This is a genomic window from Rothia nasimurium, assembly GCF_928382285.1.
GTDB lineage: Bacteria > Actinomycetota > Actinomycetes > Actinomycetales > Micrococcaceae > Rothia > Rothia nasimurium_E.
The window spans coordinates 24,865-40,982 of the sequence record NZ_CAKMSS010000001.1; the positions used below are offsets into that span (position 1 = coordinate 24,865).

The window sequence follows — 16,118 nt, forward strand, 5'->3', positions numbered from 1 at the left end:
AGATAAAAGAAATGGCATACGGAAACAACTCATCACGAGGTAACTCAAACCGCGGCGGCCGCCCCGGTGCAGGCAAAGCAGGAGCCGGACGCGGCGGCAAGGGTTTTGCCGGCGCTGGCAAGGGCGGAGCCGGTAAGGGCGGTTCAGGCCGCTCAGGTTTCGCCGGTAACAAGGGTGCTAAGCCCGGTACCCCCGGCGGCCCCCGCAAGGCAGGCACCGGCAAGGGACCTAAGTTCCGCTCAGGCCAGCCCTTCGCTAAGGAAATGGGCGAGTTCCGCCCCGCTAACCGCGGCTCCAAGAACTTTGGCCCCCACCGTCCGCGCCGCCCCAAGAATGCGCCCGTTGACCACTACCCCTTCTACGACCATGAGGGCGTCCGCCTGCAGAAGGTCATGGCGTCCGCAGGTGTGGCCTCCCGCCGCGTCTGCGAAGAAATGATTGAAGAGGGCCGCGTGACCGTCAACGACGTCCTTGTAACCGAACTTGGCGTACGCGTTAACCCCGACCAGGTCACTATCCAGGTTGACGGCATGACTATTCAGACCAACGACAAGCTGGTCTACATGGTGCTCAACAAGCCCGCCGGTGTCGTCTCAGCCATGGGCGACCCCGACGGCCGCCCCAACATCTCCAACTTCCTGCGCTCCTCCATGACCGAACGGGTCTTCCACGTGGGCCGCCTGGATGTTGAAACCGAAGGTCTGCTCCTGCTGACCAACGACGGTGAGCTGGCCAACCGCCTGACTCACCCCTCCTACGAGGTGCCCAAGACCTACCTGGTGCAGGTACCCGGCCCCATGGAACCCGGTATCGGTGCAGCCATGAAGAAGGGCCTGCGCCTGGAGGACGGCGTCACTCGCGTTGACGAGTTTAAGCTGGTCGACTCAACCCCCGGCCATGTGCTCGTTGAGGTCACCATCCACTCCGGCAAGAACCGCATCATCCGCCGCATGTTCGAGCACGTCGGCTACCCCGTCGAGAAGCTCGTGCGTGTTGAGATGGGCCCCATCCACATCGGCTCCCAGAAGCAGGGCACCGTACGCAACCTGTCCAAGGTCGAAATCGGTAAGCTGCTGGCCTCGGTAGGCATGTAATGAGCGGTTCACCCACCGTCTTCGACTCCCACCTGCACGGCCCCGTCCTGGTGATTGGCGCGGGCCTGCTGGGTGCCTCCATCGGGCTGGGCCTGAGCCACCGCGGCTACACGGTCTACATCTCCGATATCTCACCCACCACCGAATCCGTCGCCGAAGACATCGGCGCCGGAACCTCCCTGCGAGCCCTAGCCACCGAGTGGCAAAGGAAAACAGGGCAGGAAGCCCCCGACCAGCTGGAACTTACCCCTCAGCTGGTCGTCGTGGCGGCACCCCCGGACGTCACCGCCGACCTGGTGGCGCGCGCGCTCGCTGACTACCCGGCGTCCTTTGTCATCGACATAGCCTCGGTGAAGTCGGGTATCTTGAGCGCGGTGCAGGAAGCAGGGGCTGATGTGAGCCGCTACCTGGGCACCCACCCCATGGCCGGGCGTGAAAAATCCGGCCCCGTGGCTGCCCGCGGTGAGCTCTTCTCAGCCCGCCCCTGGGTGCTCTGCGACCACGAGACGGTGCGCCCCGAACTGGTGAAGGTAGCCCAGCAGCTGGCAACCGAACTGGGCTCAACCATCACCCATATGGATGTGGAAGAGCACGACCGCACCGTCGCCCTGATTTCCCATGTGCCCCAGGTAATGAGCTCTCTGCTGGCCTCTCGTCTGCAGGATACCCCCCTCTATGCGCTCGGCCTGGCCGGGCAGGGCCTGCGTGATACTACCCGTATCGCAGCCTCAGACCCCGGGCTGTGGGTGCAGATCCTTTCGGCCAATGCCGAGCCCGTGGTGCAGACCCTTTACGGGGTGCGTGAGGACCTAGAGCGCCTCATCAGCACCCTGGAAGCCCCCACCGCTGCCGGGGCTAGGCTCGATATCGCCCAGCTGATGAGCGAGGGTAACTCGGGCGTGGCCCGCATACCCGGCAAGCACGGCGGTTCACCGTCCGCTTTTGCCCAGCTCACCGTGCTGGTGGACGACACCCCCGGCACCCTAGCCCGCCTGCTCGTTGAAATCGGTGAACTGGGAGTCAACCTGGAGGACCTGCGCCTAGAGCATTCCCCCGGTGCCCAGGTGGGCATGGCTGAACTATCGGTGAACCCCAACGAACACGAAAAACTGATCGAAGACCTCACCAGCCGCGGCTGGAAGGTCGTCAAGTAAGGAAGAAAACTATGTCTGACAAGCTCGTGATCGCCATTGACGGCCCTTCAGGTTCTGGCAAGTCCTCGGTATCTAAAGCTGTAGCCCGCCACTACGGGCTCGAATACCTGGACACCGGCGCCATGTACCGCGCCCTGACCTGGTACTGCCTCGATACCCGGGTCGATACCGAGGACGCCGCAGCCCTGGTTGCTGCCGCCCGCAGCTTCCCCTACGTGCAGGGCACCAGCCCCCACGAAGAAATCATCGAGGTCGGGGGAGTAGACGTGCGCGAGGCTATCCGCGAACCCCGCATCTCAGAGGCTGTTTCTGCTGTTGCCTCGAACATGGACGTGCGCCAGATCCTAATCGACCTGCAGCGGGACTTCATCGCCCGTTCTAAGACCGGCATGGTGGCAGAAGGTCGCGACATCACCACCGTCGTTGCCCCCGACGCCGACGCCCGCGTCCTACTCACCGCCAGCGAAGAAGTGCGCCTTGCCCGCCGCGGCCTGCAGCTGGGCGGCACCCAGAACTCCGAGCAGCTCGCAGCCCAGGTCTCAGCCCGCGACGCCAAAGACTCCAAGGTCACCAGCTTCACCGAAGCCGCCGAAGGCGTAGCTCTCGTTGATTCATCAGAGCTCAACTTCGAAGAAACCATCGCAGCGGTCATCGAAGCCGTCGAAGGTCAACTCAAGCGCTAACGACCGGGCGGCGTGCAGGCGTCCGCCCCACCGTCAACTAAACTTATCTACCAACGCACCGGCACCCGCCGGAAACCACCACAGGAGGTATCGCCCATGAGCGACGAACTCACCCCCCACGACGACTACGAGGTCAAGTTCCTCGGTGGCGGCGACGATGACGTATCGGACCGCCTAGCCGACATCGATGACGAAACCGCCAACCAGCGCGCAGAAGCCCTGCTGGCCGGCCTCGAAGACTACGACCTGGACGAAGAAGACCGTGCCCTGCTCGGTTCCTGGGGCTTCGACATCGACGAGGACGACAACCAGGAAGCTGACCCCGTCGTCGCCATCGTCGGCCGCCCCAACGTCGGTAAGTCCACCATCATTAACCGAATCCTTGGCCGCCGCGAAGCCGTGGTTGAAGACAAGCCCGGCGTGACCCGTGACCGTGTCTCCTACAAGGCCGAACACAACGGCAAGGACTTCACCCTGGTCGATACCGGCGGTTGGGAAGCCGACGCCAAGGGTATCGACGCGCAGGTCGCGGCTCAGGCAGAAATCGCTGTTGCCCACGCCGACGTCGTCCTGCTCGTGGTAGATGCCATGGTCGGTATTTCAGCCACCGACGAAGCGATTGTGCGTATGCTCCGCCGTGTCGACAAGCCGATTCTGCTGGTTGCCAACAAGGTCGATACCGAGCACCAGGAAGCAGAAATCCACGCCCTGTGGTCCCTCGGCATGGGCCAGCCCCACCCCGTCTCCGGCGTTCACGGCCGCGGTCTGGCCGACATGCTCGACGCCATGATGGAGGTGCTGCCCGAGCACTCCCAGTACGCCGAGCCCGAGGCCCTGGGTGGCCCCCGCCGTATCGCCCTGATCGGTCGCCCCAACGTGGGCAAGTCCTCCCTGCTCAACAAGCTGGCTGGTGAAGAGCGCGCCGTGGTCAACGACCTGGCTGGCACCACCCGCGACCCCGTGGACGAAATCGTCGAACTGGGCGGCCGCCCCTGGCGCTTCGTTGATACCGCAGGTATCCGCCGCCGCCAGCACATGGCCAAGGGCGCAGACTTCTACGCCTCCCTGCGCACCCAGACCGCTATTGAGCGTGCTGAGGTTGCCGTGGTGCTCCTGGACGTTTCAGAACCCCTGAGCGAGCAGGACGTCCGCATCGTGCAGATGGCTGTTGACTCCGGCCGCGCCATGGTCCTGGCCTTCAACAAGTGGGACACCCTTGATGAAGACCGTCGCGAAATGCTCGAACGCGAGATTGAGCGCGACCTGGCCCATGTGAAGTGGGCACCTCGCGTCAACATCTCAGCCAAGACCGGCTGGCACAAGGACAAGCTGGTTCCCGCCCTGGAACACTCCCTGGAATCTTGGGACTCCCGCATCCCCACTGGCCGTCTGAACGCCTTCCTCGGCGAAATCGTGGCAGCCCACCCCCACCCCCTGCGTGGCGGTAAGCAGCCCCGTATCCTCTTCGGTACCCAGGTTTCCTCCCGCCCGCCCAAGTTCGTTCTCTTCACCACCGGCTTCCTGGACCCCGGCTACCGCCGCTTCATCGCTCGCCGTCTGCGTGAAACCTTCGACTTCACCGGCACCCCCATCGACATCACCATGCGCGTGCGTGAGCGCCGCAGCCTGGGGGAGCGCCAGAGCGGTAAGTCAGGTAAGGGCGGACGCCGCTAACACCGGCCTGATTGAAGTGTGACCTAAAACGCTCCAAAAAAGCTCCAAAAACCCGGTTTTCGATTTTGCACTCTCTCAAAGAGGTGTGTATAGTTATACGAGTGCTCAAGGGAACAGTAAAGTTCACGAGAGACAATCGGGTTGTGGCGCAGCTTGGTAGCGCACTTGACTGGGGGTCAAGGGGTCGCAGGTTCAAATCCTGTCAACCCGACAGATAAAGCTCCGGCCACTAGGGTAAAACCTAGTGGCCGGAGTTTTTTTGTTACCTAAAGAGTGGGGCTAGCTGGTGAAGCTGCCCTGTGGATATCGCTTACCGGGCGTCATCGTCGCGTCACGGCTCCACCGTTTTCGGGGAGGTGCGGACGCCCGCGCCCCGGGTTTTCCTGGAAAATACGGGGTAGGTGCGGTTACAGGGTTATCCACAGGCTGCCCCTGCCTGTACTGGTCAGCCCTGGTTTTTCTAGCCTAGTGGCATGACTCAGCTAGAAGAACTCAACCAGAAACTGCTCACCTGCCAGCAGCTCACCGCCCGTTACCCTAACCGTTACCAGCTTGAGGCCGCAATAGCGCGGGGGCTCTACCGGCGGGTAGCACGCGGTTTTTACCTGCACCGCACCGACTGGGATAGTCTCACGCCGGAAGAAGTCTATCTTGCCCGGGTACTGGCCCTGGCGGCGTCCTACCCCGGAATTATCTTCTCCCACCAGACAGCCGCCCTGCTCCACGGGTTGCCCCTAGAAAACCTGCCCGAGACTGTACATGTCTACTGCTACCACCGTACCCGCGCCAAAGACTACACCGTGCACCACGGGGAGCTGCACCTGCCTACCGATACCACCGTGCTCGCCCCGGGCATCCGCATCACCAGCCTGGAGAGAACCCTCACCGATTTGGCAGAGAAGCCGAGCACACAGCGCTACCGCATCAAACTATAAAGAACCGCCTGCCCCGAAGTAGCCGGAGCAGGCGGTCGTACTGCTATCTAGTAGCACTCACAGGCAGGTGTAAGGCAACGGCTACTTGTTGTGAGCGTAGCGGTAGATAAACGCGGCCATGGCATCGCGCTTAATAGGCTCGTAGGGGCGGAAGGTGCCGTCGCCCCACCCCGTGGTGATACCGCGAGAACGCAGCCACATAATTTCACGGTAGAAAATGGTGCTCTCGGGAACATCCACAAACTGTGACCCCTTAGGTGCTACATAGTAGGGCTTACCCGCGTAGCGGTAGAAGAAGGCCGCCATGGCATCGCGCTTAATGGGTTCGAAGGGGCGGAAGGTGCCGTCGCCCCAGCCAGTGGTAATACCCTCAGCCTTGAGCCACTCAATTTCCTTGTAGAAGGGGTGGGTCTGGTCTACGTCCTTGAAAGAGGGGGTCTCGGGGGCCTCGAAGGTGGGGGAGCCCGCTAGACGGTAGAAGAAAGCGGCTGTAGCTCCGCGGTCAATATGGTCGTAGGGGCGGAAGGTGCCGTCTGCCCAGCCGGTTGTGATGCGCTGCTGAGCCAGCCACATAATTTCACGGTAGAAAATATCGGCTTCGGTAACATCAACAAAAGAAATCGGCTCGGGAGTCAGGTTCATACCGACCAGCAGGGGGTCGTGGTCTGATGAACGGAACTCGTTAGCCTCGTAGAAATCGGTGATGTTGCTGTTGTAGCGGCTGTATTCGAGCGCCACGGACTCAACAGAGTTGATGTTCCAGACCTGGGCGCTCTCTACCTTCTCAGCCAGGGCAGGGGAAGCCAGAATATGATCGAGCGAGCCAACGCGACCGCCGTACAGGTAGGTATGGCCAGCGTCGTACTTCTCACCCAGGTTGGTGTAACCGGCAGAGTAGAGTACCTGCATGGGGTCCTCCTGGGTGTAGGAGTTGAAGTCACCCAGCAGCATGATGTTCTGGGTGCCGTGCCGTTCACCCTGGGTCGCAGCGAAGTTCACCAGAGCCTGGGCCTGGGCGACGCGAGAAGCGTTGGAGCTACCCTGGCCGTCATTCTGGTCAGCATCGGCGCCGCTACCGGAGCCCTTGGACTTGAAGTGGTTAACAACAGCTACAAAGACATCGTCACCGCTGGTTGCTGCTGAACCTGCGGGTACAAAAGCTTGGGCTAGGGGCTGGCGGGCATTAGAGAAAGCTGCATCATCGAGAATTGCGGACTCACCGACCGGTTTGACCTCAGCGGGCTGGTAGATGAAGGCGGTGCGAATGACGTCCTCGCTGGCAGGCAGAGCACTGGGGGAAGCAACAGCCGCCCACTTTTCGTAACCGGCGTCCTTATTGAGCTCTTCAACCAGCTTGTTGAGGGCGATATCGCGGTTATCGTGACCGGTGGCTAGTGTGTTCTCGATTTCTTCTAGGGAGAGCACAGAAGTATCAATCTTGTTGATAGCCTGAACAATCTTTGACTGCTGGCGTTCGAAGCTAGCTAGGGTAGCTGCCCCTCGTACCGCGCAGCTGCCGCTGACGGTGATGGGGTTTTTCTCGCGGTCGGTGTAGAACTTGCAGCCTGCGACGGTGTCGCCCACGGTGGTGAAGTAGTTGAGGACGTTGAAGCTAGAGATGCTGTGCTCGCTTGCTACCTCAGGGGCCGCTGTGCGGGTGTTGGACCAGGACGCCGGCAACGCAGCGGGGTCAGTTGCGCCGTTGACCGGAGCGGTGGGCTGCAGACGCCAGGCGTTGAAAGAGTAGCCCAGAACAACCGGGTTGTTGAAGCTGACGGCAGCTCCGACGCGCAGCGGGTTGCTGGTGGAGACATAGGGCAGCGGGGTGCCGGTGCCTGCTCGGCTGTAATCCACGGTTGCACCGTCATCGAGCAGAAGAACCTTAGCCGCATTATCTGCTTCGTAGGCGAGGGCTGCTGTGCCGGGGGCTACAACGTCGGTTGCGGTGCGCAGGGCCTGGGTGCCGTTGACAAGGCCAACTTCACCGTAGCGGTTGGTGTTGTAGTTATCGGTGACGGTGATATCGCCGGTGGGCTGTAGGAGCATGCCTTCGAGGGCTTCACGGGCCTCTTCACCCTCAGGTAGCTGGCCGGTCACCGGGGCGACAGGGGCAAAGGGGACAGCAAGGACGGTGAGGTCAGCCGCGCGGGACACCGTAATCTGGGTTTGCCCATTATATTCAGAAACTGCGCCGGTTACTTCAACGAGGTCGCCCTGAGAAACCTGCGCTACGGTGGAGGGGGAGTAAACGAAGATGCCGTCAGAAGCACCCGGAGTGCGGTTCTCTGCACCTGTTCCCTCGGTCTGAATAAAGTAGCCGCGTAGGCCGCCCTCGGCATAGACGGCTGTGACGACACCGCGGGTAGTGACGCTTTGACCGGCGAGCGGGCTGGTAGCTCCGGTGCCCTGGATGGTAGCAATCGAGGTGAGCTCGGCAGCTTGGGCCGGAAGGGCCGTGAGTAGGGGAGTCAGTGTGGCGGTGGAGGCAAGAAGAGCAAGCGCCGTACGGTGGTGTGATAGGCGTCGGAAATCAGGCATGAGAATCCTTGGGGAATGTTAACAGTAGATGTGTGGTGATGTGACTCATGGAGCCACCTCACACCATTCTAGGGTCTTGCCTGTACAAAATTTAAAGCCGCGATTCAAAAATTAAGTAGCGGGACGGTTAATTTTTGCCACTTTGTCGGTGGGCATGTGTGGGTCTGTGGGTTTTGCTTAAGCGGTGTGGTTATTGGGGTGGAAACTGTTGCCGGTGTAAGCAAGTCCACGGTGTTAGGGTGGGGGTGTTTTTAAGTGGGGTAACACATGTTGAGTGGAAGGGTGAGTTGCTTTTGACTAGGCCTGATGTGAAAATGAACCCTCCGATGCAGGTATGCATCTTAGACAGGCTCACTTAGGTCTTTTTTGACCTTTACAGATACCCTCGCGCGGGGTTGGTTTTTGTAAGTTTTGTGTGTGAATTGGTGGTAATTTAGGAGGTAGAAAAGTGCAAACAGCACACAAAACCAATCGCGGAACGTACCTCCGCAGCGAAGGAACCCATACTCATGTGGCAGCAGGTCTATGACCCACTGAACAACCAGGCGCTCTCAGCCCTCGTGGCGGCAGTGCCGATCCTCGTCTTCCTCCTAGGGCTCACCGTCCTGAAAATGAAGGGCCTGCACGCAGCCCTCGTCTCCCTGGCTTCGGCCGTGGCACTGGCCGTCCTCGTCTTCGGCATGCCCTTTGCCTCCTCCCTCTCAGCCATCGGCTACGGCTTCCTCTCTGGCATGTGGCCCATCGGCTGGATTGTGCTCATGGCCGTCTGGCTCTACCGCATCACCGTCCGCGCCGGTAACTTCGAAGTGATCCGCGGTTCGGTCTCAGCGATTTCTGCTGACCAGCGCATCCAGGTTCTTCTGATTGCCTTCTGTTTCGGCGGCTTCCTTGAAGGTGCCGCGGGCTTCGGTATTCCGATTGCTATCTGTGCTGCCCTGCTGGTAACCCTCGGTTTTGAACCCGTCAAGGCATGTCTTCTGGCCCTGGTCTCCAACGTTGCCTCCGGTGCCTACGGCGCTATCGGCATCCCCGTCCTCACCGGCTCCACTGTCTCCGGTGTGCCCCAGGCTGAACTGAACTCCATGATGGTCTGGGTGCTGCAGATTATCACCATCTTCATCCCCGTTCTGCTGGTCATGATGCTGGACGGCATCCGCGGCCTCAAAGAAACCGGCCTGGTCGCCCTGGGTCTGGGCGTGGTTGTCTCCGCTGCCCAGGCAGGCGTTCTGCTGGCTATCGGCCCCGAACTCGTAGACATCATCCCCTTCCTGCTTGGCCTGATTCTGCTGGCCGTCACCATGATGAAGTGGCAGCCCGCCCACATCTACCGCGAACCCGGCGCTCCCTCCCTCGAAGAACTTAAGAAGAGCCCCAGCGCCTTCACCTTCTCCGGCGTCGTCAAGGCTTGGAGCCCCTTCATCATTCTGTCCATCATGATTCTGCTCTGGTCGACTCCCCTCATTAAGGCCCTGGTTAAGGCTGAGACCGAAACCAGTGCAGCGGGTGCCCTTAACTGGACCACCATCCCCGTCCAGATGCCCGCCCTGCACGGCCAGATTTCCCAGGTCGCTCCCATCGTGGCAGAAGAAACCGCCATGAAGGCAGTCTGGAACTGGACCCTCTTCGGCGCATCAGGTACCGCTATCCTCTTCGCTGCCCTGATTACCATCGCCATCTCTAACATCAGCTGGAAGGCAGCCTTCGAAGAACTCGGCGGCGCCTGGAAGCAGCTCTGGCAGCCCATTCTGCTCATCTGCCTGGTCATGGCTGTTGCTAACGTGATGAACTTCGGTGGTATGTCCTCCGCCCTGGCTCTGGCCCTGGCAGCTGTCGGTTCCATCTTCCCGCTCTTCTCGCCCATCATCGGCTGGATCGGCGTCTTCGTCACCGGCTCCGTGGTCAACAACAACACCCTCTTCGCCGGCCTGCAGGCTACCACCGCAAGCCAGATTGGCGCCAACTCCGGCCTGCTGGTTGCAGCTAACACCGCCGGTGGTGTGATGGCTAAGGTTGTTTCACCCCAGTCCATCGCGATTGCGGCGGCGTCGGTGAACATGTCTGGCCAGGAATCAAAGATCACCAACGCAGCCATCAAGTACTCGCTGGCCCTGCTGGTTATCCTCTGTGTCTGGGTCTTCGTACTCTCGCTGATCATGCCCGCCTAAGGCTGACGACAGCACCCGGCGCTGATATATCAGGACGCCCGCCCCACCACCCTGCCACCGGGCAGGGGAGCTGGGGCGGGCGTCCTTTTCTTGCTCCAGCAAAGTGAAGGCCAACTCGCCTGACTAGCTGGTCTAAATACCCGCTGAAAGAAAGTAAACTGTTGGTATGAGCATCACACCCGTAAAAAACCTATTGAATGACCAGCTGCCCAGCTTCATCAAGCAGGGCTACCTCTTTATGTCGCACCAGCGCCGCAAGGCCGGGGTCTCCGCAGAGTCGCACTGCCCCATCACCTTCTCCGCTCTGGGTGGCACCGCAACCCTGATTCGTGGCGAAGAAGCCGTGGATTTCTTCTACGACGAGTCCAAGATTAGCCGCGGAGGCGCCATGCCCGCAGCAATCCAGGGGCCCCTCTTCGGTGAAGGCGCCGTTCACACCCTCGACGGTGAAGCCCACAAGGTTCGTAAGGCTAAGATGGCTGAAATGGCCTACGCCGACGAGCGCGTTGAGGCTTTCAAGGGCTTCGTTGAAGAAGAAATGAAGGCCCTTATTGAACGGTGGAAGACCAACCCCGGTAACATCTACGACGATGTTGCTGTAGCCTACGGCCGCGCCGCCTTCCGCTGGGCCGGGGTGCCCGCGTCCGACCGCGAGCTCAACAAGCGTGCTACCCAGATGAGCCATCTGCTCGACACCTTCGGTGAGCTCAAGCAGAACGTACTCTCCTGGATTGACCGCAAGAAGCTGGACGCCTGGGCCGAAGAGCTCATCGAAAAGGTCCGCTCCGGCGAACTGACCGTCGAACCCGACTCGGTAGTACGTCACATGGCTGACCTGCGCGACGAAAAGGGCGAGCTGGTCACTGCCAAGCTGGCCGGTATCGAGCTGCAGAACCTTACCCGCCCCACCGTGGCTGTCTCCCGCTTCGCCGCTTTCGCAGCCGTCGCTATGGTCGAGAACCCCGAGTGGGCTGCTAAGGTCAAGAAGGCAGTGGAGGACGCCGATGGCCGCCTGGTCAACATCCCTGAAGCCGTTGCATTCGCCCAGGAAACCCGCCGCAAGTACCCCTTCGTTCCCATGCTCCCCGCCATGGTCAAAGAAGATACAGAACTTTCGGGCTGCCCGATTCAGAAGGGCCAGCGCGTGCTGCTGGACATTCTGGGCACCAACACCTCACCCCAGCTCTGGAAGAACGCCACCAGCTTCGACCCCCAGCGCTTCCTCGACCAGCCCGACTACGAAGCTATCAAGGGCTTCATCCCCCAGGGCGGCGGCGATGTGCTCACCGGTCACCGTTGCCCCGGCGAGAAAATCGCGGTGGCTGCGCTGTCTTCTACCATCGCAGCGCTCTCAGCAGATAATGTCACCATCTCTGAAGATACCGAGGACACCACCTTCAGCATGACCCAGCTGCTGACCCGCCCCAAGACCGGCGTGCGCGTCACCGTCAGCTAGGGCAGGCGTCCGCTCCTCTCGGAAGATAGCAAACTGGCTAGGTCCCGGCTCCCCACCCGTACGGTGGCAAGAGCCCGGGGCCGAGCTTTTTTAAGGACGCCCCCGCCAGCCTTGCGCTGTTCACTGCGGGTTTGCCGCCACAGGGCAAGAAAATCGTCGAGGGCACTCTGCACGAGCTGGTAGGTATCGGGGTCGAGCTCCTGGGCCTTGGCGCGCATGAGCTGAATGAAGGGAACGATATTTTGGCTAATAGCTAGCAGGCTGGTGTAGCCCTCGTCCATGGCCAAGCTGAAACAGATATCAACTACCTGTTGAACCTCTTCGGGGGAATGGCGCTCCAGCCAGGCTCTGGTCACCATTTCAACCCGGTCGCTGGCGGGCGTGGGGTGCTCGGCCAGCATAAAGTGCCCCCGAGTATCGGTATGCCAGTTAAAAACAGAATGTTGAACCAGGCCGAAGAAGCTGCTGGCCACCACCTGCGGGCTGCCCTGCTTGAACATCAGACGGCCCACGATGCTGTCGACCGGGATGTACTCCACCGTTTTATCCAGGGTGCGCCGGTAGCCGGGGTGGTCGAGAAAGTCAGGTACAAAGCCGGGGGAGTCAAAGGTAATCAGTTCGTCAATACGATTCTGGGCCTGCTCGCTCTGCATGCTGGCTGCGTGTACCGCCAGATGCCCGCCCTTAGAATGGCCGGTGACATACAGGGGCGTCTTCGGCGCCCGGGCCAGAGCGCGCGAGAGGTAATCAACCGCCAGCGCCTGAGCCGGAATCTGCTGCCGGGCAGCCAGATGAAAATCCTCTTTCCAGCCGGTCAGCGTATCGTCGGTGCCGCGAAAAATAACCTGTTTGAGCACCCCGGGGAGCACTAAGGTGAGAGCCGCAAACTGAACCTGCTCGGCGTCGTCCTGCCGTACCTCATAGCGGTAGAACTTGAGCCCGGCAAAGCGGGCGGACGCCGCCACCAGCTTAAGCAGCTGCAGCCGCTGGGCGGTAGCCAAGAACCAGTTGGCGCGCAGCTCGCTGTCGCTGTAGAACTCCTGGTAAATCTGCGCCGCACCTAGCCCATAGGTAAGCCCGGCATGGTGCTCTGCAATCACATCAAGGGGAAGGTAGGCCAGCTCATTGAGCAGACAGAGGTCAACGTGGGTGAGCGGACGCTCCTGCGGAGTATCGTGCAGGTGCTTCTGAGCGTAAGCGAGCAGGTTCATAGGCTCTCTACAGTTGGTTCAAATCTATCTTGCCCATGCTCAGCAGCTTGGCGCAGGCGTCCGTATCTGTCATGAGCTGGCCGATGTTCTGAGGGAGAACCTGCCACGAGACCCCGTAGGCATCAACGCACCAGCCGCAGCGCTCGGCGTCCGCAACCTGCGAAAGTACCGACCAAGCCCCATCGATCCCTACCTGATTCTGATAGAGCAGGGCCATAGAAACACCCGGGTCAAAGGTGAAGTCGTGGAAGGTGCCCGCATCAATAGCGGTGAAGGTTCCGCCGCCCATCGTAAAGGTGGTCATCTGCACCGCCTCGGGATCGAGATAGGAGCCCTCACCGTGGCGGGTCAGGCTCAGGCGCTCGCCGCCGAGTAGCTCCATCCAGGTGTTGGTGGCTTCTTCGCACTTGCCGTGAGCTACGTTGCCAAACATGAAGCAGGGCGTGAAGAAAGGTAGGTCGCTGGGTGTTTCTTCAAGGAAGAGCTGCCAGGTGAAGCCGTAGCGGTCGCGCACCCAGGCAAAAAGCGGTGCGAAGGGGTAGGCCTGCAGGGGCATGAGCTCCCCGCCCTCACCGATAGCGGTATGGGCGTGGCGCAGGGCTTGCTCAGCCTGCTCTAGGCTACCGAACCGGTCGGGGCTAAACCGCAGGAAGCCCGAAATGGACGGATTGGGGGAGTAGGTGGCGTCCGCTCCCAGCAGGAGTAGGTCGGCGCCGTCGATGTTGAGGGTGCCCATGTCGGGAGCCGGGGCGGACGCGGTCAGCGGCAGGGCTTGTGCATAGTAGGTGGCAGCCTCGGCGGCATCACCGTTAATCCAGACGCAGGCGGTGGGAGCTGAGATGGGACGGAAAGTGGAAGTCATAGCTCCTATCTTCGCACAGGGATGTGAATAGATGCCTGCGGAGATGAAGCGCCAGTGACTCATCATAAATAGGTTATAAAAATATAACTTAATTGCCCTGTTGACCTTGTCTTGTTTTGATCTACCTCATTATTATGTTTAGGCACCCAAACTTATTTGTAAGGTAGCCCTAAGTAATATGTAAGGGGCTGCCGGTGCTCTCCCTACACACCACCTCATCAAGGACGACTGACGTGAAGCCACTACTCGCTACAACCGCTCTCACTACGGCGCTCATCATGGGCGGAGCTGCAGCTCCCACCGCCAGTGCCACACCCACTGCTACTGACCTACCCGCCACCCTTGCTAGCGTTGATAGCCTGCCAGCCTCGGAAGAAAACCGCCTGGTAGCAGGTAGCGCCAACTGGAACTACGTCAATAGCTGGCGGAGCTATCTGGGGGCTAGCTCAGAAAAATTCCTCGACGGTGCAGGTCTAGTAGCCGGTACTAAAGACATCGAATGGCAAGCAAAACCCGGCCAAACCTTTGACCCCGAGAACCCCGGCAAACTCCATTTCACCGGCCACGTGCACTGGAGCAAATACGACGGCTACCTCGATGTACATTTCAAAAACCTGACTATTGATTTCGCCACAAAACAACTTCTTGTCGATGCCTCAACCGCTAACACCATGGCAGGCACAGGCCCCGCAAACGCAACCCAAGAAGCCATCGCAGACCTCCCCGATTTAGCCTGGGAAGTTCGCGGCAATACTCTGCTGGTCTACTCACATACCCCGGTGATTACCCAGCTCTCAGAACGCATCGTCGGCTTCTACTCCGGCGATAAAGGTGCACCTTTTGTCGCCACCTTTGAAATCTATACCGGTGACCCCCCAGGCACCTGAGCGTCCTCTCCCTATCTTCTGGAAGCTGTTTCCCGACCGCTACGAGGACCCCTTCTACCGCCCGCCCCTGATTGATCCTGATGAAGAAACCTTCGAAGTTAATGTTCCTGACCCCACCTTGCGAAGCTGCATCTTCTCAACCCTGGGTATCCCCGAAGAAACGGCTATCGTCAACAAGGTACTGCAGCAGCTCCAGACGGTACCCTGCATCGGCTACAACGTACCTGAAGACCAAAAAATCAAAGATCTGACCGGCCTTGAGCATGCCCGTAATCTCAGCTGGCTGCGCATTCCCTACCACGCGGTAGAAGACCTTTCCCCTCTGTCCGGTCTTACCAAGCTGCACAGCATCGATATTTCGCATAATCAGGTAAGGTCTTTGGCCCCTTTAGCCAAGGTGACCTCTTTACAAAGCATCACCGCTGACAACAACAAAATCAGGACTATTGACTCTCTCACAGAGCTAACTGATTTGCAGACTCTCTCGGTGAATAATAACCGTCTCACCAGTCTGAAAGGCCTGCCTTACCATATCTACACCGTGCGGGCAGACAACAACCGCGTGAGCGATATGAGCGGAACCTCTTTCTCAACTACTCCTTATCTGCGCATGCTGTCCCTGCGCCATAACCGAATTACGTCGGTCGGCCCCCTCACTACCCTAGAAACCATTGAAAGCGTTGATCTTCGCAACAACTTCATTAGCGATCCCTGCCCTATGAAAGTCTGGGAAGAAAATACCAGCCTGACCAGCCTGCGGCTCCAGTACAACCTCTTTGACGACTGGAGCTGCCTGAGCGGAATTAGTCGAACCGATGTGGCAGACCCCGCCTGGGGTGAAATCAATGAGACTAACCCCGAAAAGCTAGAAGACCTTCTTGCCCAGGACGCAGCCGAGGACGCCCTAGACGCTGAAGAGCCTCTACCCGAAGAGTCTCCAAATCCCAGCGACGAGATTGACGAAACACCCATTGCTCAACCGGTTCCTGACCCCGTAACAACACCAGAGCCAGCTCCCGAAACGACCGAAACCCCTGCGCCCGAAGCAACCCAGGAGCCCAGCCCTGAGGTGGCGCGCGACCCTGAGCCATCAGCCTCAGCTACTCTTGCTGCTCCGGCACCTGCCCCTAGCACTTCGGCTAGCTCTAGGTCTGAACAGCAGGCTGCCCTGCCTCGACCCTCCTCCGGGGGCACAGGGGCTACGGCGAATACCACTGCCGCACCTCAGATTGTAGGTTCTGCAGAACAAGCTACAAGCAGTGCAAAGACACAGGCGCTCCAAGAACAATCAAAGCCTTCAACAGGTCAGCTTGCCTCAACCGGCGTCGCCCCGGGCCTGGTAGCTGTAGGCCTGTGTGCCCTGCTACTGGTGATTGGAGGCGGAACCACCGTCGTACGTTCTCGTCGCTCCTCATAAAATTCAGCTTGATAAGCTATGAGCCCCGTAGCCTATGTGCGG

At 60.0% G+C, this 16,118-nt stretch carries 12 protein-coding genes and 1 tRNA gene; 10 read left to right on the top strand and 3 right to left on the bottom strand.

Features of this window, described 5'->3' with window-relative positions:
* The first annotated feature begins 11 nt into the window (after positions 1 to 11).
* The 6 genes from L6758_RS00125 (at position 12) to L6758_RS00150 (ending at position 5,540) form a co-directional block, all read left to right on the top strand.
* Positions 12 to 1,094, top strand: a complete 1,083-nt coding sequence (locus L6758_RS00125) for a pseudouridine synthase (protein ID WP_237212185.1) — start codon at positions 12 to 14, stop codon at positions 1,092 to 1,094.
* On the top strand, positions 1,094 to 2,248 hold the full coding sequence (locus L6758_RS00130; protein WP_237218591.1) for a prephenate dehydrogenase: 1,155 nt from the start codon (positions 1,094 to 1,096) through the stop codon (positions 2,246 to 2,248). The genes L6758_RS00125 and L6758_RS00130 overlap by 1 nt, the downstream gene beginning before the upstream one ends.
* Positions 2,249 to 2,259: 11 nt before the next feature.
* Positions 2,260 to 2,931, top strand: a complete 672-nt coding sequence (gene cmk / locus L6758_RS00135; protein WP_237204977.1) for a (d)CMP kinase — start codon at positions 2,260 to 2,262, stop codon at positions 2,929 to 2,931.
* A 96-nt stretch (positions 2,932 to 3,027) separates the two neighbouring features.
* The gene (der, locus tag L6758_RS00140; protein ID WP_237204978.1) at positions 3,028 to 4,605 is read left to right on the top strand and encodes a ribosome biogenesis GTPase Der; all 1,578 of its coding nucleotides are present in this window, start codon (positions 3,028 to 3,030) and stop codon (positions 4,603 to 4,605) included.
* 137 nt (positions 4,606 to 4,742) lie between these two features.
* A tRNA-Pro gene (locus L6758_RS00145) sits at positions 4,743 to 4,816 on the top strand.
* Between the two features lie 262 nt (positions 4,817 to 5,078).
* Positions 5,079 to 5,540: a hypothetical protein gene (locus L6758_RS00150; protein ID WP_237204979.1), complete on the top strand. Its 462-nt coding sequence runs from the start codon at positions 5,079 to 5,081 to the stop codon at positions 5,538 to 5,540.
* 81 nt (positions 5,541 to 5,621) lie between these two features.
* Here L6758_RS00150 and L6758_RS00155 read toward each other — a convergent pair whose 3' ends face one another.
* Positions 5,622 to 8,078 carry an ExeM/NucH family extracellular endonuclease gene (locus L6758_RS00155; protein WP_237204980.1) on the bottom strand — a complete coding sequence of 819 codons (2,457 nt, stop codon included), beginning with the start codon at positions 8,076 to 8,078 and terminating at the stop codon, positions 5,622 to 5,624.
* A gap of 509 nt (positions 8,079 to 8,587) precedes the next feature.
* Here L6758_RS00155 and L6758_RS00160 point away from each other — a divergent pair.
* Together L6758_RS00160 and L6758_RS00165 are read left to right on the top strand one after the other, a co-directional pair.
* The gene (locus L6758_RS00160) at positions 8,588 to 10,243 is read left to right on the top strand and encodes an L-lactate permease (RefSeq protein WP_237204981.1); all 1,656 of its coding nucleotides are present in this window, start codon (positions 8,588 to 8,590) and stop codon (positions 10,241 to 10,243) included.
* 166 nt (positions 10,244 to 10,409) lie between these two features.
* Positions 10,410 to 11,699, top strand: a complete 1,290-nt coding sequence (locus L6758_RS00165) for a cytochrome P450 (RefSeq protein WP_237204982.1) — start codon at positions 10,410 to 10,412, stop codon at positions 11,697 to 11,699.
* Here L6758_RS00165 and L6758_RS00170 read toward each other — a convergent pair.
* Together L6758_RS00170 and L6758_RS00175 are read right to left on the bottom strand one after the other, a co-directional pair.
* Positions 11,696 to 12,910 (bottom strand): Mbeg1-like protein, encoded by a 1,215-nt coding sequence (locus tag L6758_RS00170; RefSeq protein WP_237204983.1) that lies wholly within the window; start codon positions 12,908 to 12,910, stop codon positions 11,696 to 11,698. The genes L6758_RS00165 and L6758_RS00170 overlap by 4 nt on opposite strands.
* Positions 12,911 to 12,917: 7 nt before the next feature.
* Entirely contained in the window at positions 12,918 to 13,772 is an 855-nt protein-coding gene (locus L6758_RS00175; RefSeq protein WP_237204984.1) for a VOC family protein, read from the bottom strand.
* 233 nt (positions 13,773 to 14,005) lie between these two features.
* On the opposite strand from L6758_RS00175, the gene L6758_RS00180 reads away from it, so the two are divergent.
* Both L6758_RS00180 and L6758_RS00185 read left to right on the top strand, forming a co-directional pair.
* Positions 14,006 to 14,659, top strand: a complete 654-nt coding sequence (locus tag L6758_RS00180; protein WP_237204985.1) for an HtaA domain-containing protein — start codon at positions 14,006 to 14,008, stop codon at positions 14,657 to 14,659.
* Complete coding sequence (locus L6758_RS00185) at positions 14,640 to 16,076, top strand: leucine-rich repeat domain-containing protein (protein WP_237204986.1); 1,437 nt, start codon at positions 14,640 to 14,642, stop codon at positions 16,074 to 16,076. The genes L6758_RS00180 and L6758_RS00185 overlap by 20 nt, the downstream gene beginning before the upstream one ends.
* Positions 16,077 to 16,118: the final 42 nt, after the last annotated feature.